27 protein-coding genes are annotated in these 25,005 nt (G+C 33.1%); 8 read left to right on the top strand and 19 right to left on the bottom strand.

Annotation, left to right across the window (positions count from 1 at the left end; all coding sequences use genetic code 11):
- Positions 1–162 precede the first annotated feature (162 nt).
- The 4 genes from LPC11_RS00360 to LPC11_RS00345 form a co-directional block, all read right to left on the bottom strand.
- Entirely contained in the window at positions 163–1,524 is a 1,362-nt protein-coding gene (locus tag LPC11_RS00360; RefSeq protein ID WP_023374397.1) for an MFS transporter, read from the bottom strand.
- Positions 1,525–1,684: 160 nt separating this feature from the next.
- On the bottom strand, positions 1,685–3,046 hold the full coding sequence (brnQ, locus tag LPC11_RS00355) for a branched-chain amino acid transport system II carrier protein (protein WP_023374398.1): 1,362 nt from the start codon (positions 3,044–3,046) through the stop codon (positions 1,685–1,687).
- A gap of 218 nt (positions 3,047–3,264) precedes the next feature.
- Positions 3,265–4,245 carry an alpha/beta hydrolase gene (locus tag LPC11_RS00350; protein ID WP_023374399.1) on the bottom strand — a complete coding sequence of 327 codons (981 nt, stop codon included), beginning with the start codon at positions 4,243–4,245 and terminating at the stop codon, positions 3,265–3,267.
- A 17-nt stretch (positions 4,246–4,262) separates the two neighbouring features.
- On the bottom strand, positions 4,263–4,832 hold the full coding sequence (locus LPC11_RS00345; protein ID WP_023374400.1) for a DapH/DapD/GlmU-related protein: 570 nt from the start codon (positions 4,830–4,832) through the stop codon (positions 4,263–4,265).
- A 124-nt stretch (positions 4,833–4,956) separates the two neighbouring features.
- Here LPC11_RS00345 and LPC11_RS00340 point away from each other — a divergent pair, with 124 nt between their 5' ends.
- A complete protein-coding gene (locus LPC11_RS00340) occupies positions 4,957–5,823 on the top strand; it encodes a LysR family transcriptional regulator (protein WP_023374401.1) in 867 nt (288 codons plus the stop codon).
- Between the two features lie 89 nt (positions 5,824–5,912).
- Here the strand turns inward: LPC11_RS00340 and LPC11_RS00335 are convergent, their stop codons facing one another.
- The 5 genes from LPC11_RS00335 to LPC11_RS00315 form a co-directional block, all read right to left on the bottom strand.
- Positions 5,913–6,323, bottom strand: coding sequence for a cupin domain-containing protein (locus LPC11_RS00335; protein WP_023374402.1), 411 nt, complete (start codon positions 6,321–6,323; stop codon positions 5,913–5,915).
- A gap of 16 nt (positions 6,324–6,339) precedes the next feature.
- Positions 6,340–6,663, bottom strand: a complete 324-nt coding sequence (locus tag LPC11_RS00330) for a carboxymuconolactone decarboxylase family protein (RefSeq protein WP_023374403.1) — start codon at positions 6,661–6,663, stop codon at positions 6,340–6,342.
- A 139-nt stretch (positions 6,664–6,802) separates the two neighbouring features.
- Positions 6,803–7,684 (bottom strand): LysR family transcriptional regulator, encoded by an 882-nt coding sequence (locus tag LPC11_RS00325; RefSeq protein ID WP_107566272.1) that lies wholly within the window; start codon positions 7,682–7,684, stop codon positions 6,803–6,805.
- Between the two features lie 75 nt (positions 7,685–7,759).
- The gene (locus tag LPC11_RS00320; protein WP_023374405.1) at positions 7,760–8,464 is read right to left on the bottom strand and encodes a Na+/H+ antiporter; all 705 of its coding nucleotides are present in this window, start codon (positions 8,462–8,464) and stop codon (positions 7,760–7,762) included.
- A 108-nt stretch (positions 8,465–8,572) separates the two neighbouring features.
- A complete protein-coding gene (locus tag LPC11_RS00315; protein WP_023374406.1) occupies positions 8,573–9,343 on the bottom strand; it encodes a cation:proton antiporter domain-containing protein in 771 nt (256 codons plus the stop codon).
- A gap of 134 nt (positions 9,344–9,477) precedes the next feature.
- Between LPC11_RS00315 and LPC11_RS00310 the strand changes: the two genes are divergently transcribed.
- The 3 genes from LPC11_RS00310 to LPC11_RS00300 are packed head-to-tail and all read left to right on the top strand — an operon-like array spanning position 9,478 to position 11,371.
- Positions 9,478–9,858: a MerR family transcriptional regulator gene (locus LPC11_RS00310; RefSeq protein WP_226956353.1), complete on the top strand. Its 381-nt coding sequence runs from the start codon at positions 9,478–9,480 to the stop codon at positions 9,856–9,858.
- A 6-nt stretch (positions 9,859–9,864) separates the two neighbouring features.
- Complete coding sequence (locus LPC11_RS00305) at positions 9,865–10,500, top strand: NAD(P)H-binding protein (protein WP_023374408.1); 636 nt, start codon at positions 9,865–9,867, stop codon at positions 10,498–10,500.
- A 19-nt stretch (positions 10,501–10,519) separates the two neighbouring features.
- Positions 10,520–11,371 (top strand): aldo/keto reductase, encoded by an 852-nt coding sequence (locus tag LPC11_RS00300; RefSeq protein WP_023374409.1) that lies wholly within the window; start codon positions 10,520–10,522, stop codon positions 11,369–11,371.
- A 133-nt stretch (positions 11,372–11,504) separates the two neighbouring features.
- Here the strand turns inward: LPC11_RS00300 and LPC11_RS00295 are convergent, their stop codons facing one another.
- The 3 genes from LPC11_RS00295 to LPC11_RS00285 form a co-directional block, all read right to left on the bottom strand.
- Complete coding sequence (locus tag LPC11_RS00295) at positions 11,505–12,065, bottom strand: sugar O-acetyltransferase (RefSeq protein WP_107566273.1); 561 nt, start codon at positions 12,063–12,065, stop codon at positions 11,505–11,507.
- Between the two features lie 55 nt (positions 12,066–12,120).
- A complete protein-coding gene (locus LPC11_RS00290) occupies positions 12,121–12,726 on the bottom strand; it encodes an FMN-binding negative transcriptional regulator (RefSeq protein ID WP_023374411.1) in 606 nt (201 codons plus the stop codon).
- 122 nt (positions 12,727–12,848) lie between these two features.
- A complete protein-coding gene (locus tag LPC11_RS00285; protein ID WP_023374412.1) occupies positions 12,849–13,070 on the bottom strand; it encodes a hypothetical protein in 222 nt (73 codons plus the stop codon).
- A gap of 305 nt (positions 13,071–13,375) precedes the next feature.
- Here LPC11_RS00285 and LPC11_RS00280 point away from each other — a divergent pair, with 305 nt between their 5' ends.
- A complete protein-coding gene (locus LPC11_RS00280; RefSeq protein ID WP_002450215.1) occupies positions 13,376–14,413 on the top strand; it encodes a PTS sugar transporter subunit IIC in 1,038 nt (345 codons plus the stop codon).
- A 126-nt stretch (positions 14,414–14,539) separates the two neighbouring features.
- On the opposite strand, the gene LPC11_RS00275 is transcribed toward LPC11_RS00280, so the two are convergent.
- A complete protein-coding gene (locus tag LPC11_RS00275) occupies positions 14,540–15,475 on the bottom strand; it encodes a hypothetical protein (protein ID WP_023374414.1) in 936 nt (311 codons plus the stop codon).
- Between the two features lie 285 nt (positions 15,476–15,760).
- On the opposite strand from LPC11_RS00275, the gene isaB reads away from it, so the two are divergent.
- Entirely contained in the window at positions 15,761–16,270 is a 510-nt protein-coding gene (gene isaB, locus LPC11_RS00270) for an immunodominant staphylococcal antigen IsaB family protein (protein WP_023374415.1), read from the top strand.
- 459 nt (positions 16,271–16,729) lie between these two features.
- Here isaB and LPC11_RS00265 read toward each other — a convergent pair whose 3' ends face one another.
- The 3 genes from LPC11_RS00265 to LPC11_RS00255 form a co-directional block, all read right to left on the bottom strand.
- A complete protein-coding gene (locus tag LPC11_RS00265) occupies positions 16,730–17,464 on the bottom strand; it encodes a class I SAM-dependent methyltransferase (protein ID WP_023374416.1) in 735 nt (244 codons plus the stop codon).
- A gap of 488 nt (positions 17,465–17,952) precedes the next feature.
- Positions 17,953–19,191: an ArgE/DapE family deacylase gene (locus tag LPC11_RS00260; RefSeq protein WP_104681494.1), complete on the bottom strand. Its 1,239-nt coding sequence runs from the start codon at positions 19,189–19,191 to the stop codon at positions 17,953–17,955.
- Positions 19,192–19,214: 23 nt separating this feature from the next.
- Positions 19,215–20,645 (bottom strand): MDR family MFS transporter, encoded by a 1,431-nt coding sequence (locus LPC11_RS00255; RefSeq protein WP_041613797.1) that lies wholly within the window; start codon positions 20,643–20,645, stop codon positions 19,215–19,217.
- Between the two features lie 347 nt (positions 20,646–20,992).
- Here LPC11_RS00255 and LPC11_RS00250 point away from each other — a divergent pair, with 347 nt between their 5' ends.
- Together LPC11_RS00250 and LPC11_RS00245 are read left to right on the top strand one after the other, a co-directional pair.
- A complete protein-coding gene (locus LPC11_RS00250; RefSeq protein WP_023374420.1) occupies positions 20,993–21,859 on the top strand; it encodes an SDR family NAD(P)-dependent oxidoreductase in 867 nt (288 codons plus the stop codon).
- Between the two features lie 226 nt (positions 21,860–22,085).
- Complete coding sequence (locus tag LPC11_RS00245) at positions 22,086–22,724, top strand: FMN-dependent NADH-azoreductase (protein ID WP_023374421.1); 639 nt, start codon at positions 22,086–22,088, stop codon at positions 22,722–22,724.
- A gap of 92 nt (positions 22,725–22,816) precedes the next feature.
- Here LPC11_RS00245 and LPC11_RS00240 read toward each other — a convergent pair whose 3' ends face one another.
- The 3 genes from LPC11_RS00240 to LPC11_RS00230 all read right to left on the bottom strand — a co-directional run bounded on the left by LPC11_RS00240 (position 22,817) and on the right by LPC11_RS00230 (position 24,948).
- The gene (locus LPC11_RS00240; RefSeq protein ID WP_023374422.1) at positions 22,817–24,187 is read right to left on the bottom strand and encodes a CitMHS family transporter; all 1,371 of its coding nucleotides are present in this window, start codon (positions 24,185–24,187) and stop codon (positions 22,817–22,819) included.
- A 241-nt stretch (positions 24,188–24,428) separates the two neighbouring features.
- Positions 24,429–24,701 carry a Txe/YoeB family addiction module toxin gene (locus LPC11_RS00235; protein WP_023374423.1) on the bottom strand — a complete coding sequence of 91 codons (273 nt, stop codon included), beginning with the start codon at positions 24,699–24,701 and terminating at the stop codon, positions 24,429–24,431.
- The gene (locus LPC11_RS00230; protein WP_023374424.1) at positions 24,694–24,948 is read right to left on the bottom strand and encodes a type II toxin-antitoxin system Phd/YefM family antitoxin; all 255 of its coding nucleotides are present in this window, start codon (positions 24,946–24,948) and stop codon (positions 24,694–24,696) included. Before LPC11_RS00230 ends, LPC11_RS00235 begins: the two co-directional genes overlap by 8 nt.
- Positions 24,949–25,005 lie beyond the last annotated feature (57 nt).

Below are 25,005 nucleotides of genomic sequence, written 5' to 3'. Positions count from 1 at the left end.
GGGGAGCTACGCAGAAACACTCCAAAAAATAAGACACCCGTTTGTCTAACTTCAGACAAACGGTACACTTACCCATAGGCGTATAAACCCTGTCATCTCGAACTTTATAGTGGGTTTATACAATTATGTCATTATTGTTTCTGTTTCTCCCCTATACTTATATTATTCATCTTCAACATTTTTACCGACCGGTTCCCATTTTAATACAAATGTAATTATGAGACCAATCAGTGGTACAAGACCAATCCATAACATCGTTTGGTTTAATCCGACTGCTGCTAATATAATCGGAAATACAAACGTACCAATAATACTGCCAGTTCGACTCACTGACTCTACAATACCTGTCGCTTGTGAACGTAAATGTGTTGGAAATGATAATGCACCAATCGTCTTACCTTGCGTTCCTGGTCCACCTGAATGACCGAATAAAAACAATGCAATTAAACATGTATTCATCATCATTGGTAAGTTATTGTAAAATAGCCCTGTTACAACCATGACAAACAAGACAATGCCGAAACCTATCATTGTGAGTTTTCTCGTACCCAGTCGATATGTATACTGTGCACCTAGGTACGCACCGATGATACCTGCAATATTTACAATTGCTGTACCAAATAAGACCCCTAGCTTATCCTCACTTATCATGTATTTAGCAATTATTGGGATATATAAACCCACTGCATAGTACTGCATACCTTGCAATGTTGATATCGCTGTTGCTAAAGTTAACCTTTTTAAATATGGCTTTTTAAGCAATGCTTTGTAAGATTGTTGATGTTCATAATGATTGACCTGATATTCTTCTTGTCTTTCTTCTAGCTTCAACTGGACATCGTAATGTTTCTGAATATAGTTTGTCGCCTTTTCGAGTGAAAAATGATTAATAATCCAAGTTGGACTTTCTTGTAAATACTTTAATCGCATGATGTATAACACTAAAGCAATACAAGCCCCAAATCCAACGGCCATACGCCACAATGTTTCTCCTGCTCCCATTAAGAAAAATGCAATAACCACTAACGAAGATGTCACAATCGCTATGTACCATACGACTTGCCAGTAGTTAACATTACGACCTCGTTGTACTTTATTACTAATTTCTGCAATAAATGTAAACGCAACTGGACTGTCCATCCCTATCGCAATCCCCATAAGAAATCTACATATTAATAGAATCATAAGATTAGGCGAAAGTGCTGCACCTAAAGACGTTACAATTAAAATTAATAATGAAATTGAAAGGATACGCTTTCTGCCAAATCGATGCGCGAGCGATCCTCCAAAAATCGCACCAATCAATGCCCCTACAGGTAGTGATGTCATCACGAATGATAGCATGGTGGGTGATAAATTGAATTCTTTCGTGATTTGGTCTGTCATCGTTCCTAAAATGGTAATATCATATGCATCTAAAAATATCGTTCCTAATATCATCAATAACAACATATTAGATGTATGTTGCTTGTCCGCGTCATCAATGATTCGATACAAATCTTGCTTTGACTTCACAATTTCCATATTAACCATCCCTTATTTTATTTTAGATTAAGCGTAATTAATGATTATTAACTCATTGTTAAGTTCAAATAAATATTTATTTAAGTCATACGCTTTCAACTCCGTCATAGTTAAAAAAATAGCGTCTATCTCAAATGTAAGATAGACGCTATATAGTCAATTATTTTGTCGTCGTTGACTTGTTAGAACGGATTTTATAAACAATTAATCCAATGATAAAACCGATTAATGCCGGTAGAATCCAACCCATACCAATATCAAAGAATGGTAGGTATTTTTCACCTAAAGAGATGATGAATTTAGCGAATGATGTTTTTAAAAATGGCTCTGGACTAGCCTTAATACCATCGATAAATGACGCAATCATTGTAAAGAAAATCGTAAATCGATATACAATTGTCGAATGATTGAATAATGGACTTACTAAAGTTAATAAAATAATTGTAATAGCCAATGGATAAATAAACATCAATACTGGCGTTGAATACATAATAATTTTAGTTAAACCAACATTAGCAAAAATACATGCTAAGATACTGACCACTGTTGCAAACATTAAGTAACTGCGTTTCGGGAATAACTCTGTAAATGTTTCAGAGAACGCAGTGATTAAACCAATCGCTGTTTTTAAACATGCGACAATAACGATCAGAGATAATACGATAATTCCGTAATCTCCAAGATAGTGTCTCGCGATTTGAGCTAATGCAATACCACCATTTTCACTCACTTTAAATTTACCGATACTCATCGTACCCATAAACGCAAGTAAACTATAGATAATCCCCATTAAAACAATACTGATTGTTCCTGATTTAAATGTTTCTTTGGCAATACTGTTAGGATTTGTGATACCTAACTTTTTAATCGTAGATACAATAATAATACCAAAGGCTAATGATGCCAACGCATCTAACGTGTTATAACCATCAATGAATCCTTTAAGTAATGGACTCTTATCATAATCTGCACTCACAGGCGCATTCGTTAACCCACCTAATGGATGGATGAACGCTAAGACTACGACAATACCTAATAAAACTAAAAAGACTGGATTTAAAAATTTACCTATGTAATCTAAAATTTTAGACGGCTTTCTCGCAAAGAACCACGCTAATAAGAAGAAGATAATACTAAAGATGGGTAAGTAAATCTTCGCAACATCAGGTGAAATGAATGGTGAAAATGCAATTTCAAAAGATGTTGTCGCTAACCTAGGTAACGCAAAGAATGGTCCAATGACTAGATATAATCCAATCGTAAATATGTATGCATATGTTTTACTGACTCTTGATGTAATTTCAAAAATACCGTTTGTTTTAGACATACCGATGGCGATAATACCTAAAAAAGGTAATCCAATAGCAGTAATTAAAAAGCCTAAATTGGCAATAAATACGTTTGACCCTGCTGTTTGTCCAAGATGAATTGGGAAGATAATATTCCCAGCACCAAAGAATAAACCAAATAGCATTGATCCGATAAAAATGTTCTCTTTTAAAGTCAATTTGTTTTTCATCATGTCTGTTTATTCTCCTAGTTATTTTTTATTCATTATACATGATATTTTGTAAAGGAAAAATGTAAATAACAAGAAAATTTTAAAAAATTAGACAATAATTGCTATTTTAAATTAAACTACGTCATCATTCGGGTTATTAAACCAAAAAGCGTCTAGTCAATGAATGCGTTAACCACATGATTGACTAGACACTTATATTAATTATAGCTAAACTGATACTAGTTCAAATATTTTTTATAAAAATGATCTATTTTCTCAAATGGTATTTTATCAAATTGATCATATAAATCAGTATGGTTGGCGTTAGGTATAATCATTAATTCTTTATTATCTCCAGTTAATTGTTTAAATGCATCCTCACTGAAATATTTAGAGTGTGCGTTGTCACCATGAATCATTAATACCGCACTTCGTATTTCATGACTATACTGTAATAACGGCATATTCATAAATGATAGTGGGTTTGTTATAGTCCAACCACGATTTGAATTAAGTGATCTTGGATGATAGCCGCGTTGTGTTTTGTAATAAGAATGGTAATCTTTAACAAACTGTGGAAATTCATCAGGTACTGGATCTATCACGCCTCCCGCTAGTTCAGGATCTTGTGAAGCGAAATCACGCGTACGTTGATTATTAAATACTTGTTTTTTCTCAAAACGTTGTTGTTCATCTTTTTCTTCATCAAAATAACCATTTGCATTAATTCTACTCATATCATACATAGTAGAAGTTACAGTAGCCTTGATACGTGTATCGATAGCTGCTGAATTTAATGCCATGCCGCCCCATCCACAAACACCTAATATACCTATACGATTTGCATCTACCTGATTATAATTAGAAAGAAAATCGACCGCAGCTTGGAAATCTTCGGTATTAATATCCGGTGATGCTACATATCGTGGTGTACCAGAACTTTCTCCTGTATAAGATGGGTCAAATGCAATTGTTAAATATCCCTTTTCCGCTAATGTTTGTGCATACAAACCTGATGATTGTTCTTTAACAGCACCATACGGCCCACTAATAGCAATTGCTGGCAATTTTTCTTGCGCACTTTCTAATGGGATATACATGTCTGCAGCTAATGTTAAACCATATCTATTATTAAATGTTACTTTTGAATGTTTCACTTTATCACTTTTCGGAAATACTTTGTCCCAAGTTTCTACTAAATTTAAATTTGTATTTTTCATTTTCAATTCCTCCTTAATTATGCTTCCTCAATCGTTTTAATCACACGTGCTGGACTTCCAGCTACGATTGTATTAGCAGGTACATCTTTAGTGACTAATGAATTAGCTCCAACAATAGCATTCTCACCAATTATCACACCTGGCAATATGGTACTAGCTGCTCCAATCCATGCATTTTCTTTAACTGTAATAGGTTTAACAATAAGTCCTCTTCTTTGAGAAGGATTGGTAGGATGGTTAACAGTTAATAAATTAGCTCGTGGACCAATTAATACTCGATCTTCTAATGTAATTCCGCCAAGATCCGTGAACATTACGTTGTTATTGATAAACACGTCTTTTCCTATTGAAATATGTCGTCCAAAATCTGTATATAACGGTAAATTAACACCCACACTACTATCTACCTTCTGTCCTGTAATTCTAGATAATAACTCAATTGTTGATTCATGATTTTGATAGATCGAATTCAATTCAGATACAATTGGTGCATTTTCATCTACAATTTTATGAATTTCTCTATAAACTGACTCATCCGCTTCTACAACACGATTCCATATATTTTCTGATAACACACTTTTAAACATTTGATGACCTCCTTAAAATTGTTTGCTATTTATTACATATTTAATGTTAAAATAGAAATCAATATATTACCAATGCCTATATCAAATATTTAATTATGCTTTAAAGGCATAAAAAGGAGTCAATATGGAAAACAGAGTTTTGCGATACTTTTTAACGATTGTATCTGAAGGAAATATAAGTGCAGCAGCTAATCTTTTACATATCACACAACCAACACTTTCTAGACAAATTAAAGATCTAGAGAACGAATTAGGTGTGACACTATTTCAACGTAACGGAAGATATATGTCTCTAACGAAAGAAGGACATTATCTTGCTGAACAAGCACGAAACATCATTGGCTTAGTAGATAAAACGGTGTCTAACATTCAATTGTCACAAGATATATACGGTGAAGTAACAATAGGCATAGCAGAATCTAAAGTCATTACCCATGTTATTAAAACTATGAAATGTGTAAGAATGAATCATAAAAATATTAAATTCGATACATATAGTGGTAATGGTGAACAAATATTAGAAAAATTAGATAATGGATTATTAGACTTTGGTATAGTTGTGGAGCCAATTAATAAATTGAACTATGAATCATTACCGTTAGCAGAAAGTGATACGTGGGGTGTGCTTACGAAAGTCGACTCAGATTTTAAAGATGTTTCACATATCACAGCAGACATGTTAAAAGACCAACCATTAATTATTTCAAAACAAGATGGTGTCAAAACGATGATTGCTAATATGGTAAATATCGATGTGGCTGAATTAAATATTGTCGCTACTTATAACTTACTTTACAACGCTTCGCTAATGGTTAAAGAGGGATTAGGACATGCTATATGTCTTGATGGCATCATTAACACCGATAATACTGACTTAAGGTTTATTACATTTAATCCTCAAATCACTTCCAATTTAAGCATGATTTGGAAAAAAGATAAGCCACTATCACAAGCAGCACAATTATTTTTAGACATGCTTCGTTTACAATAACGTTATGAATTTAAAGAGGTTAGAACGTAAGATATTCTAACCTCTTATAATCACAATATGCTTCAACATCAATACAAAAACATTTGATATTAACCCAACTGATTATATAACTCATCACTCACTGGCTCTAAAAATTCTGAAGCACCTGATGTTATGGCAATATGCTCAAACCAACTATCCTTTGTTGCACCATGCCAATGTTTGACTCCTTTATGCGTAACCACTACTGAGCCAGGTAATAATTTTTGGGCTTCTTTCCCTTCTTCTTGGTACCAACCTTCTCCACCTGTAACAAGTAATATTTGATAACCTTCTGTATGGATATGCCAATTATTTCTACAAGCAGGTTCAAATGTAACATTTCCAACTACTACATTTACATCATCTTCATTAACTAATAAGTTTAAATAACTTTGACCAGTAAAATATTGTGCAAATGCATCATTTGATTCTCCACTTGAAAAAATAACACCATTTTTAACATCTTCATTTTTATTCATTTTCATTTCCTCCTATTTACTCTTCTTCTTTGTATACTTTTTTAACTAAATTAAAAGCAGACCATGCTTTGGGCCACCCAACATAAAATGCTAAATGTGTAATCATTTCTGATATATCTTCTTGTGTAATACCATTGTCTTTGCCTATTTTTAAATGTGGTAATAATTGTTCAAAATTGCCACCAGTTATCAGTGCAGAAATAGTAATCATACTACGATGATAGGGTGATAATTGTTCTTCTCTAGACCATACTTCTCCAAACAAAACATCGTCATTCAATTCAGCAAATTTAGGTGCTAATTCACCTAAATTATCTCTACCTGCAGTTTGCTTTTTCATCTATTGCACGACCTTTCTGAATATGATTGAAATTTCATTTACTGTGAACTAAGCATACTTCTTCGAATATGAGGTGTCCAATGCCTTTAAAAAAACACCCCATGCTTTATAAGCATGGGGCTCTACTAAAATAACAGTATCAAGTTAATTCTTTGAACTTATTGATAAATAGTTCTAAAACAGGGGTTAAAACCCTACTTTTCTTCCAAGTTAGTATACAATTTGTTTTTATTGAAGGTTCTAAAGGGATAAATTTTAACTGATTATCTAATTTTATATTTGATATAGCGCCTTCAATAAGTAACGCGGAACCAACATTTTCTTTTACCAAATCAAGAATATTAAAAATCAAATTATAAGTACCCCTAATATTTAACTCATCAACATGTATACCACACCACTTTGCAATCATTTGCTGTACTTCTATTCTAGCAGACATTAAAAGTGACGCTTGGCTTAAACGATTGGGTTTAATCATATGATAATCATATAAAGGTGAATCATCTGACACTAATAATCCCCATTGTTCTGTACGTGGAAGTGCTATCTTTTCATAATTTTTTAATGTAATAGGTTCTAGTAATATGGCAATATCTATTAAACCTTTATCTAATTTTTCAATAATGTCATCACTTGTTCCACTATATAAATTAAATGTGATTGATGGATAATCTGTTACCAATTCTTCTAAAATCATAGCTAATGTATCTGAGTTATCTGCTTCTACACAACCTATAGAGATATGGCCTCTTAACTCATCATCTAATTTATCTGCGAATGCTTGCTGAGTATGATTTGTTAGTGTTAATATTTCTGCTGCCCTATTTTTGAGAAACATACCCTCTTCGGTTAAAACTATTCCGCTAGATTCCCTTTTAAATAATTCAGCACCTAACTCCAACTCTAATTGTTTTAATTGTCTACTTAACGTAGGTTGGGTAATGTTAAGTGCTATGGCTGCAGAAGAGATAGATAATGTTTCTGCAACCGTTAAAAAATATCTTAAACTTCTTAATTCCATTTTTTAAGCCACCTCATCTTTCAACCTATTTCACTATCATTTTAATTTCTATTTATCACTCATATTATATTGATATCAGTGCATTTGATTTTGTGGATCCATTACGATTGATTGTGCTAATAAAACATCATTATAAACTTCATAGACATATTCTGATTTAACTTCATTATTTTTGGATAAATCGTATAAATAACATCTTTGTGCTTCAAAAGCATACATCAATGCACGCCTTTGTTCTAAGCTTTGCAATTGAGTTAATACTTGTTCATTTTTATTATAATAAAGAATTTCTCGGAAAAAAGATTTAAATGTATTGATATTAGCTTGATCTTGTAAATCATAGATAACTAAATTTTTTACTTTTTGAGAGATGTCTATAGACTTTACTTTATTAATACCGACTTGAGTCATATTTATTCTCACATTTTTAATTATCTTCTCTTTTTCATAAGCTTCATTATCTTTATCTAATATCAATTTAAATACAATGGTCGGTACAATCATACTAATTAAAATGACTACCGTTTCTACAGCAACAATATAGGAAAATGTAGAATTACTGACCATGTCTTGAACTGAAAAAGTCATAGCCAATGTGATTGCACCGTGCACGCCACCTATCCCAAATAATAAACCATCCTTATATGTACGATGGCCGACAAATAATTTACCATATATCCATCTAATTAACACTAAACCTATATATATGGCTATTCCAGTGAATAACCAATTAATTGAATTTAAAAATAGTTCTCTTTGCGTGCTGAAAATTCTTTCCAAACTAATTCCTAAACTTACAAATACAAAGCTATTTAAAATCGTTGAAGTAACATTAATATATTGAATTCCTAAATGAATTTGCTTTGGAATGGTAAAACGACTTCGATTCTATTCACTATTATGAATAATCCCTGCAATGACAACGGTTAATATCCCAGACAAACCTAAATGTTCGGCAATCAAATATATGATAAACGGCGTAAATATATATAAAAGCATCTGTGATTCCATTTGATTTTTGGAGATTTGTACTATTCTTTGTCGAACCAGCATAAAAATAAAACTTAAGATGGCACCAACCAAAATACTACCTATCGCAGAGTATAATAACTCTATTAAACCGTCGGAAATGGATAAGTGTTTAGTGGTATACCATAAAATGGCAGATTCTAATAAAATAATACCAGTCGCATCATTAAATAACGCCGCACCAACAAGTTGTTTTTTAACTCTTTCTGGAAATTGTCGTCCATTGATCACAGATTCAAATGCTGTCACATCTGTAAGTGTACTAATAGCTACTAGTACACAACTCAATGCAAACGCCAAACCAAATATTGTACTTATTAAGAATGCAGTAAATATGGCAGAAATCATGACTAATAACACAGAAGTGCTAATAATATTTTTCGCATTTGAAAGTACATTAACTAAAGGTGTTTTATGTCCTTCAAAAAATAATAAAGGCACTAAAATAAACAACATAAAAATGTCATTATTAAACTCTAAAACATATTGGTTTGTAAGTGGGATTATACCGAATAGCACACCTACTAACAGACTAATAAAGTTATTTGGAAATCTTGGGATAAATTTAGACATACTTAATGCAATTGCTACCGCTATTAAAATAGCAAATGTCGAAGTTACAAAATTCATTATTTAGCTCTTAATTATATACATCATTGTATAATTTATTTTTTAAAACATAGCATATCTTTTAACATTTTAAAATTAAAAATTTGACATGAAGTTTACTCCAGGTAGTATTTTATAACTATGATGTTGAGAAGGTGGTGAAGACGATTAATATTTCTGAGGCAAGTCAATCATCTGGACTTAGTATAGACACGCTAAGGTATTATGAAAAAATGGGGGCTATTCCTAATATCAAACGGAATGCCCACGGACAACGTGATTATACAGAACTTGATTTACAGTGGATTTATGTTGCAAAGTGCATGCGACAAGCCGGTTTGTCTATGAATTCTCTTGTTGAATATGTGAAATTATCTCAAGAAGGCGATACGACCATAAATAGACGGGTAAAAATTTTAAAATCACAATTAGATGAATTAATAATTAAGCAAAATGAAATTCAAGAAACGATTGAATTACTTACTCACAAAATTAATCACTATGATCAAGTACTTCAACCAAAAACAAAGGAGTAATTTTAAATGAGTAATATATTAATAATCGGTGCTGCCGGACAAATTCCACATTATCTTATTCCAAAACTTATTGACCAAGAACACCATGTTGTGTTGTTTGCACGAGAAGCAGAAAAAAGATTAAGCACATATAGTCATGATCAACAAGTCACATTAATGAATGGCGATTTGAAAGATGTATCTACTTTAAAAGAAGCACTAAAAAATATAGATATTGTCTATACCAATACACTTTCTGATACAAGCCAAGCTGAACCTATTATTGAAGCAATGACAAACACCGGTGTACAACGATTGATAGCTGCAAGTGTTTTAGATATTCATGATGAAGTCGTTGGACCATTTAAACAATGGAATTTAAATATGGTGGGTAGTGGGTTAAAACTACGGGTCGATGCCGCAAATACCATCTTCCGCTCTGGTTTGGATTACACTGTCCTAAGATTAACTTGGTTATACAATCAAGAAGGCAAAGCATATGAAATCACACATAAAAACGAACCATTCACAGGTACACAAGTAACTAGACAGGCTGTCGCACAACTGATCTCAGACATAATTAATCAACCTGAATCATATTCACATGAAAGTATTGGTGTCAACGAACCCAACACTAACTTTAATAAACCAAGCTTTTACTAAATAGAAAGAAGGCGTAAATATGAAATATACAACTTTAAATAACGGATTAAAAATGCCATTAATCGGATTTGGCGTTTACCAAATTACAAATTCTACAGAAGCTATTGAAAGTGTAAAATCAGCGATTCGTCATGGCTATACGCTCATCGATACTGCTGCTGCTTATCAAAATGAAAAAGAAGTGGGTCAAGCCATCCAATCCTCAAATGTTAATCGAGAAGATTTATTTGTTACGACAAAATTATGGGTACAAGATGTAGGTTATGAAAATACTAAAAAAGCATTCCAAAAATCTTTAGATAGATTAGGTTTAGAGTACATTGATTTATATTTAATTCATCAACCTTATGGTGATGTACATGGTAGTTGGCGTGCAATGGAAGAATTATACAAAGAAGGTAAGGTCAAAGCCATTGGTGTATCTAATTTCTCACCTGATCGTTTAGCAGACTTAATTGCTTTCAATGAAATTAAACCTATGGTCAATCAAATTGAAGTGAATGCTTTCCATCAACAACATGATAATGAGTATTTCAATCGTTCTCAAGACGTTCATGTTGAAGCATGGGCCCCTTTTGCAGAAGGTAAAAACGATTTATTCCACAATGAAACTTTAGCATCAATAGGTCATAAATATAATAAATCTGTAGCACAAGTTGTTGTTCGTTGGTTAATGCAACGAGGTATCACTGTATTAGCTAAATCAGTCAACGAAGATCGAATTCAACAAAATATAGATGTCTTTGACTTCGAATTAAGTGATGAAGATATTGCAAAAATTAATGAACTTGATACAAACGAAAGTCAATTTTTCGACCATAAAGACCCTGAACGTATTAAAGCTATGTCTGAAGTGAAATTTGATATATAGTATTAAATCATTTCTTAAATTAGCTGCTATCTAAATATTGAAGCGTACTTAGTCACATTTTATTGCACTAGGTACGCTTTCTTATTTTATGATCTACACTCAATTATTAATAAGACTTACCTTAGACCTCCCTCTATTCAACTTCTAATTCTTTAATGACTGTAGCTGGTACACCTGCTGCAAGAGTATTATCTGGTATATCCTTTGTTACTACGGCACCTGAAGCGATCACTACATTATTCCCAATAGTTACTCCGGGAGTAATCGTGACTTTTCCACCTATCCAAACATCGTCGCCTATATTCACTGGACTTGCTTGAGCTAAATACTCTCGTCTTCCTTTTGCGCTTAATGGATGGTTAACTGTATAAATATCAACATTAGGACCTATCATCACATGGTTACCAATGTTCACTGGCGCTATATCTAGAATGGTAAGGTTATAGTTTGTTAACACGTCATGTCCGACATGTATATTTTTCCCATTATCACAATTGAAAGTCGCTTGGAATGAAATGTTTTCACCAGCTGAACCTAATATTTGGCGAATTTTACTTTCTTGTTGTGCCGGTTTTGTAGCAGGAATGGCATTAAATTCTTGGCATAATTGCGCTGCTCTAGCTTTACGTTCCGCCACTTCTTTATCATCAAAATGATATGGCATACCTTTATCTAATTTTTCTATTTCTCTCATTGCTATCTAGTCCTCTCAAGTGTCATATTATTCATGGGGTTTATAAAATGATGCCTCAATACTTCTCTATTTCTTCAGCTAATTTACTTGCCTTTTGATTGCCCGACGCCTTTAATTGCTTGGCAATGTTCACTTTCTCCTGCGCACTTCTATTTTGACTAAGTTTGTATGCTGCTTCTATGTCATTCACTTTAACCTGAAATCCTACAATCCCTTTGATTTGTTTCTTAGTACCTTCTGATAAATGATTCCAAGTTGCACCTTCTTCTTTATGGCCTTCATAGTGATTTAATAATTGCTTCAAGTCAGAGACTAGTTCCTCATGATTCAATAATCTCCCATCACCATATACATGAACACTTTGATAATCCCATGTCGGTACATCTTCTGCTTCGTACCAAGTAGAGGAAATATAGGCGTCTGGTCCTTGAAAGATAATTAATACATGGGGATTATGTTCAATTGTTTGTATTAAATTGTTGTTTTTGGCTAAATGTCCCGTAATCACTAAATGATTATCTTGTTCTGAAATCATCACTGGTATATGTGAAGCGATGGGCTTTGTACCGTTATTCGTTACAACTGTCGCAAAATTGTTATGTTGTATAAATTGTTTAATTTCTTCATAATCATCGATCTGTGAATGCTTTCCAATATACATACTGATCACCCCTTTATTAAATTAAATTTCTTAGATTAACTCTATTTCTCTCATTATAAAAAAACAGCTACAAATCACACTTTAAATGTAATATGTAGCCTTTTCGAATTCGTAATTAAACATTATAAATACTGATCTGCATGTTCTAATCTATAATGTTCTGTGGTTTCTTTTTCGTGATCAAATTCTTGTTGCGTTAATTTCGTAATTTTTTCTACTGCATAGCCTAATTTTTTAGCAAATTCTTCTACTTCCCCTTTGTTTTTTGCAATAACAAATACCGTCAACACATTATCATCAACAATATCTTTATTGTGTTGATACTCTAATTTATAAAATGTCATGACAATCTCCCCCTCTTTATGTGTATATTATATACCCCAAATCATCATTTTATTCATGTAAATTGCCATCTTTTTTGTCTATATTGTTAAAAATATTATTTTGAATATTGAAGTATATTGTTTCATTTTCATTCTCTCGATACGACTATAAAAGAAGATAACAACCATTTCATTTGAATTTTCAAAAAAATTAAATATTGATTAACAATGTTTTGTGGACGATTTAATTTTTTGAACATTATGTTACAATTGTCAAATGATTTTTTATAGAACAATTCTTATTTCTACTAAAGGGGTTTAATGACATGAATATTATATTAGGCGTCGGAACACTCGTTATCGTGTTGGTCATTATGACATTGTTCCTTAAATTCGCACCATACGGTAAGGAAGGCTTACAAGCTTTATCTGGTGCTGCTTGTGCCACATTCCTACCCCAAGCATTCTTAAGTTATGCGATCGGTGGTATCTTACATATTAAATTCTTACAAGACATCGGGGACCTTGCAGGTAGTCTAGGTGGTATTGCGGTAGGTATACTCGCATGCATCAATTTGGGTGTATCACCTGTCTTCGCTATTATCGTCGGTCTTGTATTAAAAGATTTCAGCTTATTACCAGCGTTTATCGCTTCATATATAGTTGCATTTATTATTAAATTGATTCAGAAGAAAGTACCTGAAGGTTTAGACTTAATCGCAGTGATACTTATTGCACCTGCGTTAGTTTATGGACTTGCATCATTGATTAATCCAGGTGTTACAGCCGTATTAAATCAAATTGCAGGTGCTGTGAACTCAGTCGGCGACAGTAGTCCCTATGCGCTTGCGATCATCTTAGGCTTAATTATTCCAGTTACAAGTATGACGCCATTAAGTTCAATGGTGCTTGCAAGTATCTTAGGCCTTACAGGACTTCCAATGGCCATTGGTGCTATTACTTGTACAGGGGCATCATTTGTAAACTTCACATTATTCAACATTTTAAAAATTGGCGAAAAACCAAATCGATTTGCGGTCTTTATTGAGCCACTGACACAAATTGATTTAATCGTAAGATATGCGCCCGTTTTATACGGTACAAACGCCCTTATTGGTATGGTCAATGCTTGTATCATTGCATTTAGTGGACTGAAAATTGGTGTCACAGGTATGGCAACACCTATTGCAGGTGCGATTGTCTTATTTGGCTTTAACAATCCAGTTTCATCAGCGATTACAATTATTGCCGTAGCCATTACAAGTTTAGTACTCGCCTTTATTATTGGTACACTGATTAAAAAATTCGATTTAATGCACTTACACATACCAATGCCTTGGCAGAAGCATACTAAACACTCATAACACATAAATAACTCCCAATCATGCGATTGTTATCGCGATTGGGAGTTGTTTTTTATATCTTATTAATAATCAAGACATACATATAGTTTTACATATTTAGCGAACTTTTCTAATTTAATTCGAGTCCTAATATCCTGAACCGATTTTGTCCCCGTTTTCGTCATATTTAGTCACATAACCATCATCTGTATCAACAGTATATGAGCCGGCTAAATTACCGTCTTTATCGTCATATGAGAATCCCCATTTACCATCACTTGTTTTTTCAGGTTCTTTAAATGTATACGTATCTGTATCTAACTTTTCACCTTCGTAAGATTCTACTTTATCGATGACATTATCACGTGTCACTTCTTCAGAATCTGAACTACTATCAGATGAACTATTGTCGTCTGAACTTGAATCATCATCAGTTTCGTCGTCAGATGGAGTAGGCATCTTATCGTATAAGCTAATTTTATCAGCTATTGTTTTTAAAGCACTATCGCTTTTGTATTTATTATAAACATCTTTCGTATCGTGTTCTTCCCCAGTTTTTAATGCATCTTTATATGAAGGAATTTGACTTTGAGTAACACCGATATATATCTTGTCATCACTAATACCAATAATTGTAGCGGCCATAACCTTTGATGGTGTAACATTATAAAATTTCATTCCTTCAGGTGCTCCCGGAATTTGTTGACCATCTTTACTTATTTTTAATTCAGTCAAAGTTTTTGTTTCTTTTCCTTGTGAATTATTTTCAGTATATCTACCTGTTAATATATCATTTTTAGTATAAGTGTACTCTCCTGATTCATTAGATAAAAAGATTAACGCTATTCTTTCCTTTTCAGATAGGTTCGCAATATCATTATCAGATGATTGTTTAGAATTGCTTGAGTGACTTGAACTTTCTTTACTTGATGATGACTTAGAATCGTTCCCTTTTTTACTGTCTTCACTCTTTTGTGTATCTTCTACTTTCGATGCTCCTTTTGAATCACTAGATGAATCGCCATTGTTACACGCTGACAAAAGTAATAAAGCTGTTCCACTTAAAAATAAAAATTTCTTCAATGATAAATCCCCTTTGTTTAATGTTTTTCAAAAATTCTCAAATATATATTATTAATAATTCTTTATACGAGGCAATTATACTATATTTTTATAAAAATATGGCCGACAAACAGAAATTATTTATATTTATACCGTATATGCAAAAATGTATTTTTAAAATTAATAGTTATACTGCTAAAATCGACAATCATTTTATACTTTAAATTTGAATCTTTTATAAATTTGTTGTACTTTAAAGTTGGTAGCGTTTTCACTACCAAAAAAATTACACAGGAGTGATGCTTTATGAAGAAATTAACTAAAACTTTTGTTGCGGGAAGCATTGTATTAGGCACAGCACTAGGAGTAAGCGTTTCTACAGATAATGTATCAACTCACCAAGCACACGCAGCGTCATCACAGTATTGGTATAAATATAACGGTTACACTGCTTCAGGAGGTAACTTTCTATTAAGCCAATCATTCTATAATGGTTTAAAAGCGGATAATTTAGAGTTCAACGGTGTTAAAGTTAGCGGTAAATATCAAGCACCTACCAACTCTAAAGTCATTTATGATCAAACATTCCAACAGTATAAAAATCACAAAGCAAGCAATGTAGATATTAAAGTAAAACCAAACTCAATTAGCTTAAAACAAGTGAAACAAAAATATGGTAATAACTATGATTATCAAAATCCATTAACAGGACCTGCTAAAAAGAAAGGCGATGGCATTTATAGTTATCAAGTAGGCAAAGGTCATATTGCGTTTGCAATTGAAAACGGATATGTCACTAAAGCCAACGTATCATAAACATCTTAGAGCTAGTTAATATTATACCTCCCATATATAAAAAGGAAACTAGGACATAAATATATACTTCAAGTTACATTTATGTTTAGGCAGTAGTTGACTGAAAAGTCATTCTTTTCCGTAAAGAAATTAGAATGACTTACACATGAGTATTAACTCATGTGTTCAGATTAAGTTTAAGAGGTATACATGAACTTAAAAGTTCATGCATAAAACCGTCTAAGTAATGAATTACAAAGACGGTCTAATGTACCAAGCTTTTTCATTTCTAGTCAACCTTGCCGGGGTGGGACAACGATAAAGAAATACTTTTTCTTTAGAAATTAGTATTTCTTATGCATGAGTTTCACTCATGTATTCCCATTTTAAAGTACACATTAGCTATGGCTAATGCGTAAGAACCACTACATAATAAATGATTAGTGGTTCTTTATTATTTCTGTTCCTCTCCCTTCTTTATCACTTCATTTTCCCTATTATTCCGAATGCCATATCTCTTATGAAGGCACTATGATTGTGTTGTGCCTCTGCTTTTAATTTTTCTTTGAACGTTTCTATTGAGAAGGTCTCGTCCACAATATGATGTGCCTTCATTCTTGGTAGCATAATACCTACAAGCCATTCTAAATCATTGTTGTCGGATGTATGAATGACCGCTTCCGCAAAGTAATCAATGTCTTTCATACCTATTTCGTTCAACAAATTGTATAGTTTTTGACCGATATGAATATCGCCATCTTCTTGCGCTACAGTTTGCCATATCCACTGTATCGCTGTTTGATGTAGTGGTAGTTCATCTGCACCCGTACCGCCATTGATAGCATCACTTTCCTGAAAGCAAAATATACCTTCTGGTTTTAAAAAGTCCTTTAAAATACGTAACGCTCGTACCACGTCTGGTAAATACATGAGCACTCTTCTCCCAATAATGACATCAAATTGGCCTAATGATTCTGGTAATTGATAAATATCATGTTGTTGATAAGACACATGATCATATTGATTATTTTCAACTGCTTTTTCCAATAGTGTTTGATTCATATCAATACCAATCACTTCACCTTGTGATCCAATGCGTTCAGCTGCTAATTGAGTGACTTCCCCAGTCGCACATCCGATATCTAATATGCGCATGCCTGGTTTAATATCTGCTCTATTTAGCAACTTGATAATAACTTCATTTCGTTCATTCATTCATCTCTCTCCCTTTTGAAAAGCTCCTGATTTCCCTATAACCATAGCGTCCTTTATTTTATATAATTTAATAATTAAATTTATTTGAAATTTGAGTGTTAACCATATATAATATGATATGAATATAACTACATGATTAGAAAGGATAAACATCATGACCAACACCCGCTTACTCTATATCACTTCAATTATTTTAACAGTATTGAACTTATTTATCGTTTATACGACCTTTTTCACGAACTTATTTAACAATTCTACATTCTCGTTCTGGTATTGGCCAGGCGCTATTCTTATTTTCATTACTATAATTATCCAATTAACCTTACTTTCAAAATGTAATCAAAAATTAGTCACCATTTTATTAGGTGTTTTAAATACCATCTTACTCATCCTATTTTCTACGCCACTCTTATTATCATAATATAAAAGGAGTAGCCTCTGATCATACGTCCCTCACGCAATCACTAGCTACTCCTCTACATTCTTATTTAAGCTTCATTTAAATATGATGTTAATAATTCAATATAATAATCAACGAATTGATGATATGTTTCTTTATTTACATGTTCATTGACTTGATGTGGGACGGTACCTGGACCAAACATTAAGAATGAGAAATGCTCATCTTTATCACGTAGTAAATTAGATGCGTCTGTCACACCAACTGTAGGTGTTGCAACGACATCTCTCTTGAAAATATGAGCTGCAACTTGTTGACCTAGCGCGATTAAACGATTTTCTCCTGTTGTAAGTACTGGATCTAAGTCTAGGTACATGTCTTCTTCTAGTTGACCACCTTCGTTATTGATCTGTTCAATATGCTTTTTAAATAAAGCTTTTACTTGATCATTATTAAACTCTGGAACTGTACGAATGTTATAGTCTGTTGTTGCCATATCAGGTACAGAATTGACTTGGTTACCACCTTGAATAATTGTATGGTTAATAACCAATCCATTAATGACGCGTTCGATTTCTTCTTCCTCAACTTTGTCGCCCACACGTCCTTTTATTCTCTCAATCACATGTTTGAAATCAAATTGTTCACACTGTAATTCTTTTCTAATGTCTTCGTATTCCTCATCAATATTTCGCACAAAATCTAGTAATGGCTTAATCGCATTTTGTCCAACCACTGGCATAGAACTGTGTGCTGCTTGTCCGCGAGATACAATTTGATAATCCATAGAACCTTTATGCGCATAGACAATACCTGATTCGGATGGTTCAGCAATAACTAATGCATCGACATCATCCATATAGCTTTCTTTATATAATTGTTCTGAACCAAGTTGTTGCATTTCTTCTCCAGCTGTCGCCATTAACTTGATAGTACCTTGTTTTAACGCGCCACTTTGACCAATTTCAATCATCGCAATGACTAGTGCAGCTAAGCCTGCTTTCATATCTGATGTGCCACGTCCATATAAAAAGCCATCTTGTTCTGTTAATTCAAATGGTGGGAATTGCCAATTATTAGGATCGCCTTCTGATACCACATCCATGTGTCCTGAGATCGCCACGACTGGATGGCCTTCACCAATTGAAGCAATTAAGTTAGCACGATTGTCGTGACCTTTAATTTCATCTATATCTGCTTTGATGCCATGTTTTTCTAATAAATCTTTTAAATATCTTGCTACTTCTATTTCATTATCGTTCACTGTTTTGATTTCTACGATATCTTTTAAAATTTGTAAATGGTCCTCTTTTGTAAATACACTCATGTCAAATACTCCTTTATGATTTTTTATTTTCTAGAAGTTTTTGTTTTATCTTTGATGAATAAACATAGAATAAATGCAATCACAATCAAGATGGTTGTAAATATAAATGCTGCATCTACACCATGTACAGTAGCTGCACGCATCATTTCAGTTTTAGACTGACCGGTATGACTACCCGCTAAATCATTTTTAGATACAATGGAAAGAATCGTAATACTCACTGCGGTACCCATTGCCCCAGCGATAATACGTAATGAATTCATAATTGCTGTACCATGAGAAATTTCTTCCGATTGTAACGCATTCAGTCCTGCAGTATTCAATGGCATGATTAATAAACCGACTGAGAACATACGAATCGCATAAATAACGACTACATACCAAAATGGCGTATCTGTTGATAAAAATGTATGAAGAATCGTCATAATAATCAACAGTGTAAAGCCAGGTATCACTAGGACACGTAATCCAAAACGGTCAAACACCTTTCCTGTATAAACAGAAATAAATGCATTAAACACGGCACCAGGTAAAATCACAAGACCTGACAGTACCGCTGATAGTCCTAAACCTGTTTGTACGTACATAGGAATTAATAATGCCGGACCAACGATACCAATAAATAACAACATAGATGCTACTGCTGATAAGGTAAATGTCTTACTTCTAAAGACACGCAAATTTAACAATGGATGGTCAATGTTTAACTGACGGACTGTAAAAATGGCAATCACGATCACACCTAAAATAAATGTAATAATCACTGCTGGTGACGTGATACCTAACGTACTGATACTACTAAACGCGAATAAAATGAGGCCGAAACCAAAGGTAGAATATACAACAGAAATCTTGTCTAACGCAGTATCTTTTGGAGAACTATGATTTTCAACGAAGAAGTAACCAATCACGAAGGCGATAATAGCAATCGTTGCGACGACGTAAAACGGCATTCTCCAACTAAACGCATCAATGAGTAAGCCCGTTAACGTTGGTCCAATCGCTGGTGCAGATTGTGCGACTATACCTGTTAGTCCCATCGCAAATCCACGTTTTTCTACTGGGAATAAGGTGAACACGGTAAATTGCATGAGTGGTAATAAAATACCTGCGCCTATGGCTTGAATCACACGAGCCACCATTAAAATACTAAAGTTTGGGGAAAGTGCTGCTACTAAAGATCCAATTAAAAAGGCAGCCATAGAGAAAATATATAAACCTCGTGTGGAATATCTATCCATTAAAAATGCAGTAAGTGGAATCATAACACCGTTAACTAACATAAATCCTGTAATCAACCATTGTGCTGTCGTTTCAGGAATACCTAAGCCGGAAATAATCGCTGGTAATGCGGTATTCAAAATGGTTTGATTTAACATAGCTACGAATGCACTGATTAACATCACTACTACAATCGTATTTCGTTTTGCTATTGTCATTTCACTACTCGACACGACACCCTACTCCTTTCTTAAAATTGTCCACGAAAAACTGTATCATTTTTAGTTAGCTTAGCAAACCATTTTACTTAAAAGACGCTAAATTATTCCTAACTGTTGAAAATATTTGTGTGTGTTGAAATGAAATGTGTGAAATTGAACGATATACATGGGATACAATGACTAAATCTAATATTTTGACTTATTTTATCTATGGATATATTATGTCTATAGAAATAAAGGGAGATAACTTTAAAACTTATATTTTCTAACACTTGTTAGTATATTGTTTTACTATTCTTTCTTCTTTTTATTACATTACACAATAAAAATAGACCAACAAAAATAAAGGAGGTCTTCATATGAATAATAAAAAATTAATAGCAACATTATTATCAGTAGGTATTGGCGCACATCAATTAAATACTTATTTTAAAAATAAGCATATTGACGGGGCAGGTAAATACGCATTAATAACAGGTGCTTCAAGTGGTTTAGGTGAAGCATTTAGTAAAACATTTGCACGACATCACTTTAATTTAGTATTAGTTGCAAGATCTGAAGATAAATTAAACCAATTGGCTCATCAACTAAAAGCACAATATGAAATTAATGTAATCGTCATTCCTGCAGATTTATCTAAAACTGAAGATATTTATCATTTATATGATAAATTATCCGAAAAAGGCATTGAAATTGAGCAATTAGTTAATAACGCGGGATATGGAAAAAGTGGTAAGTTAGTGGATATCGGTACAGAACAATTAATTTCCAACCTTAAATTAAATATTACTAGTGTGACATTATTATCACGTTTATTCGGAAAAGATATGGTTGAACGAAACAGTGGGAAAATTTTAAATGTAGCATCTCTAGGGGCTATGACACCTGATCCTTATTTTAATGTTTACGGACCAAGTAGAGCTTATGTGATGAAATTAACCGAAACTATGTATGGTGAATTATTAGATACTAATGTTAATGTTAGTGTTTTATGCCCTGGGCCTTTAGATACCAATTGGGCTGCTAATGCCGGTAAATCTTCATCTGCCTTTGCAAGCAATCCACAAACCGTTGCTAACCATACATTCTATAAAATGCAAAATAATGAACTTGTGATTATACCAACACTATTACACAAAATAGAAAGACAGTTTTTAAATGTTGTTCCTAATAAAATGCTTGCTAAAATTATAGGTAATTGGCAACTACGCCTTATTAATAAATAAACTATAAGATGAGATATCCCCAATTATTAATTGGATATTTTCTTATAAATTCACCTGTTCCCATTTAGGTAACCATAAACACTATAACAATGTTTCCGGAGTGGCTCTATTTGATATCCACTCCTCTTTTATGTACATTTACTTTCAAAAATAATAATGCCGATTATAGTCTTTAAACAGATAACCGTGTATACTTGTCATATTACATACAAAGGAGTATTTAACTATGAAGACGTTACTTATTAACGCACACCCTGATTTTAATAATGACAGTACCTATACTGCTCAAATGAAAGCTATGTTTTTAGAAAAATATAATGAAGCATTTCCTAATGGAGAGATTTCAGAACTTAACTTATATGAAGGTTTATTACCTCGCCTTGATAGCGAACAATTGTTAAACGTGTGGAATAAACTTGGTGCGGGTACACCATTATCTGAGGAAGAGCAACAAGTTGCTGACAAATCTACATTTTTAGTACAACAATTTAAAGCACACCATCGTATTGTGATTTTGACGCCATTACACAACTTTAATATCACTTCTCGCTTAAAAGATTATATCGATAATATTATGGTTCCTAGAGAAACATTTAAATATACAGACGATGGCTCAGTTGGTCTGATGACAGATGATTATAAAGCATTACTCTTACAAGCTAGTGGTGGTATTTATACCAATGAAGATCGTTATACACCACTTGAATTTTCATACCATTATTTAAGAGAAATGTTCAAAGAAATTATGGGCTTTGATGAATTCTATATTGCTCGTGCCCAAGGTACATCCATTTTACCTAAAGAAGATATTATCAAAGATGCAGCTAAAGATATCGATCAAGTCTTTGACGCATTTTATTCATAATATATCAATGACCATATAAATCAAGCGCAGTACTTAACAATCATGTTCTGTACTACGCTTATTTTTTAGACTGCCTTTACACATCCCTATAGTTAAAAGGCTACTGTACCTACTAACATTGCAATAAGTAACAATACAATAGCAAAGCCCCATACCCAGAAGAAGGCATATTTAATATATGTGCCCATGTTGGCTTCGGCTAAACCAAGTGCAAGCCATACTGCTGGCGCAAATGGACTTACGAAGGTACCTATAATATTACCAATCACCATTGAGTAAGCGGTAGAGACTTGTGATACACCAAATTCAGCAGCTGTTTGCTTAACAATAGGTAACAATGCGAAATAATAGGCGTCCGTACTTGTTAATAAATCAAGTGGTACACCAAAGATACCTACAATAATGTGAATATACGGTCCGACTGGTTGCGGAATAATATGAATGAAACTTGTAGAGATTGCTTTAAGCATACCCGTCTCATCGAGAATACCTAAGAACATCCCTGCACCCACAATGACAACAGCCATCATTAACGCATTAGGTGCATGTGCTTTTAAGCGATCCATTTGTTCGTCTACACTCTTATAGTTAATAATTAGAGCAATAGATACACCTATCATAAATGCGAATTCTGGCGGTGCGATATTCGTTAACATTGCAACCATAACCAATAAAGTTAACAGTGTATTAATCCACTTAATAGACCCATGTTCTCTAGCACGGCCTCTTACTGGGAACTTAATATCTTGTTCATGTTCATAATGCGCAACAAGTTTATGTATATCAATATCTTGTGTTTGTTCAATTTCTCCCTTTGCGATCCCTTTTTGAATACGTTTCTTTTCTCTAAAACCTAAATACACTGCAAGTAACATAACAAGAATAAAACCAATTATTTGAATGGGTATTAAACCATACCATAACTCATTGACACTTTTAGCTTTTAAAACGGTTGCGACACGTGCCATTGGACCACCCCAAGGCACCATATTCATCACTGCTGCACTGAGCGCTAATAATAAAATGAGTAAATAGCGACTCATATTTAATGCTTTATATAATGGTAATAAGGCAGGAATACATAATAAAAATGTCACCGCACCTGCGCCATCGAGTTGTGCAATCGTTCCAAGTAATGCTGTCATAATACAAACGACAATTACATTACCACGTGTCATTAGTAACAACCGCTTCACAAGTGGTTTAAACAGACCACTATCGTTCATAATACCAAAGAAAATAATCGCAAAAATGAACATAATGACAACGTTCATCACTTGCGCTAACCCTTTATCAAAGAACTTCACCAAATCGGCAACACTATAACCTAAAATTAAGGCACCGATACATGGAATCAATGTCATACCCACAACCGGACTAATCTTCTTAGCAATTAGCAATCCTACAATTGAAATAATAATTGCTAAACCAACTATCGTTAACCACATACTATCCCCTTGCATGATTAACATCCCCCTTTAAATAATGAAACGACGATATTGCATTTGTTTACAAAATACTTAAATACCAAATCGTTTTAATTTTTAGAAAAATGTAAGCGCTTTAAAATATTTTATCATAACATGGTTTATGAGGAAATATGTAATTCGTATGGGAAATATTTTGAATCATTAAAAAACCACCTAATATTTAGGTGGTTTTGATCTCAAATACCTCAATCTGTTGTATAGAGACCATAGTAAATTATTTAAAATAATGATATTTACAAGAAACAATAATGATGGATGAATCGTATACTTTATAAACTAACCTATGTTCAAAATTGATTCTTCTACTATAATATCCTTTAAAATTCCCTTTCAAAGCTTCAGGTTTTCCTTCGCCTTGGAGTGGGCCATTACGATTTATACATTTAATAAAATGGTTAATCTTTTTTAATAATTTTTTATCATGAATTTGCCAATATTTATAATCTTCAAATGCATCAGGTGTAAATAAAATATTTAATCTACTCATATAATTCTAAATCTACCTCTATTGTATTTCCACGCTCAGCATCTTCTATAGATTTAGCCAAGTGTTGGGCATTAGCAGGGGATTGTTGGAGGTATAATGTCTCCATCATCGCATTGTAATCTGACTCAGAAATCAATACAGCATTACTATCATTAGTTGTTATAGTCACTGCATCTGAATCATTGTTTACTTTATCTATTAAACTTCTAAAATTTTTTCTAGCTATTGAGTACGATACTATTGCCATAATCTGTACCTCCTTTTAATAAAATTGTACAAAAACTTGTACAATAAGTAAAGTGTA

The sequence above is a fragment of the Staphylococcus sp. HL28 genome (genome assembly GCF_021117155.1).
Lineage (GTDB): Bacteria > Bacillota > Bacilli > Staphylococcales > Staphylococcaceae > Staphylococcus > Staphylococcus warneri.
The sequence above is the reverse complement of the archived record's forward strand: the minus strand, read 5'-3'. Positions and strand labels throughout refer to the sequence as shown.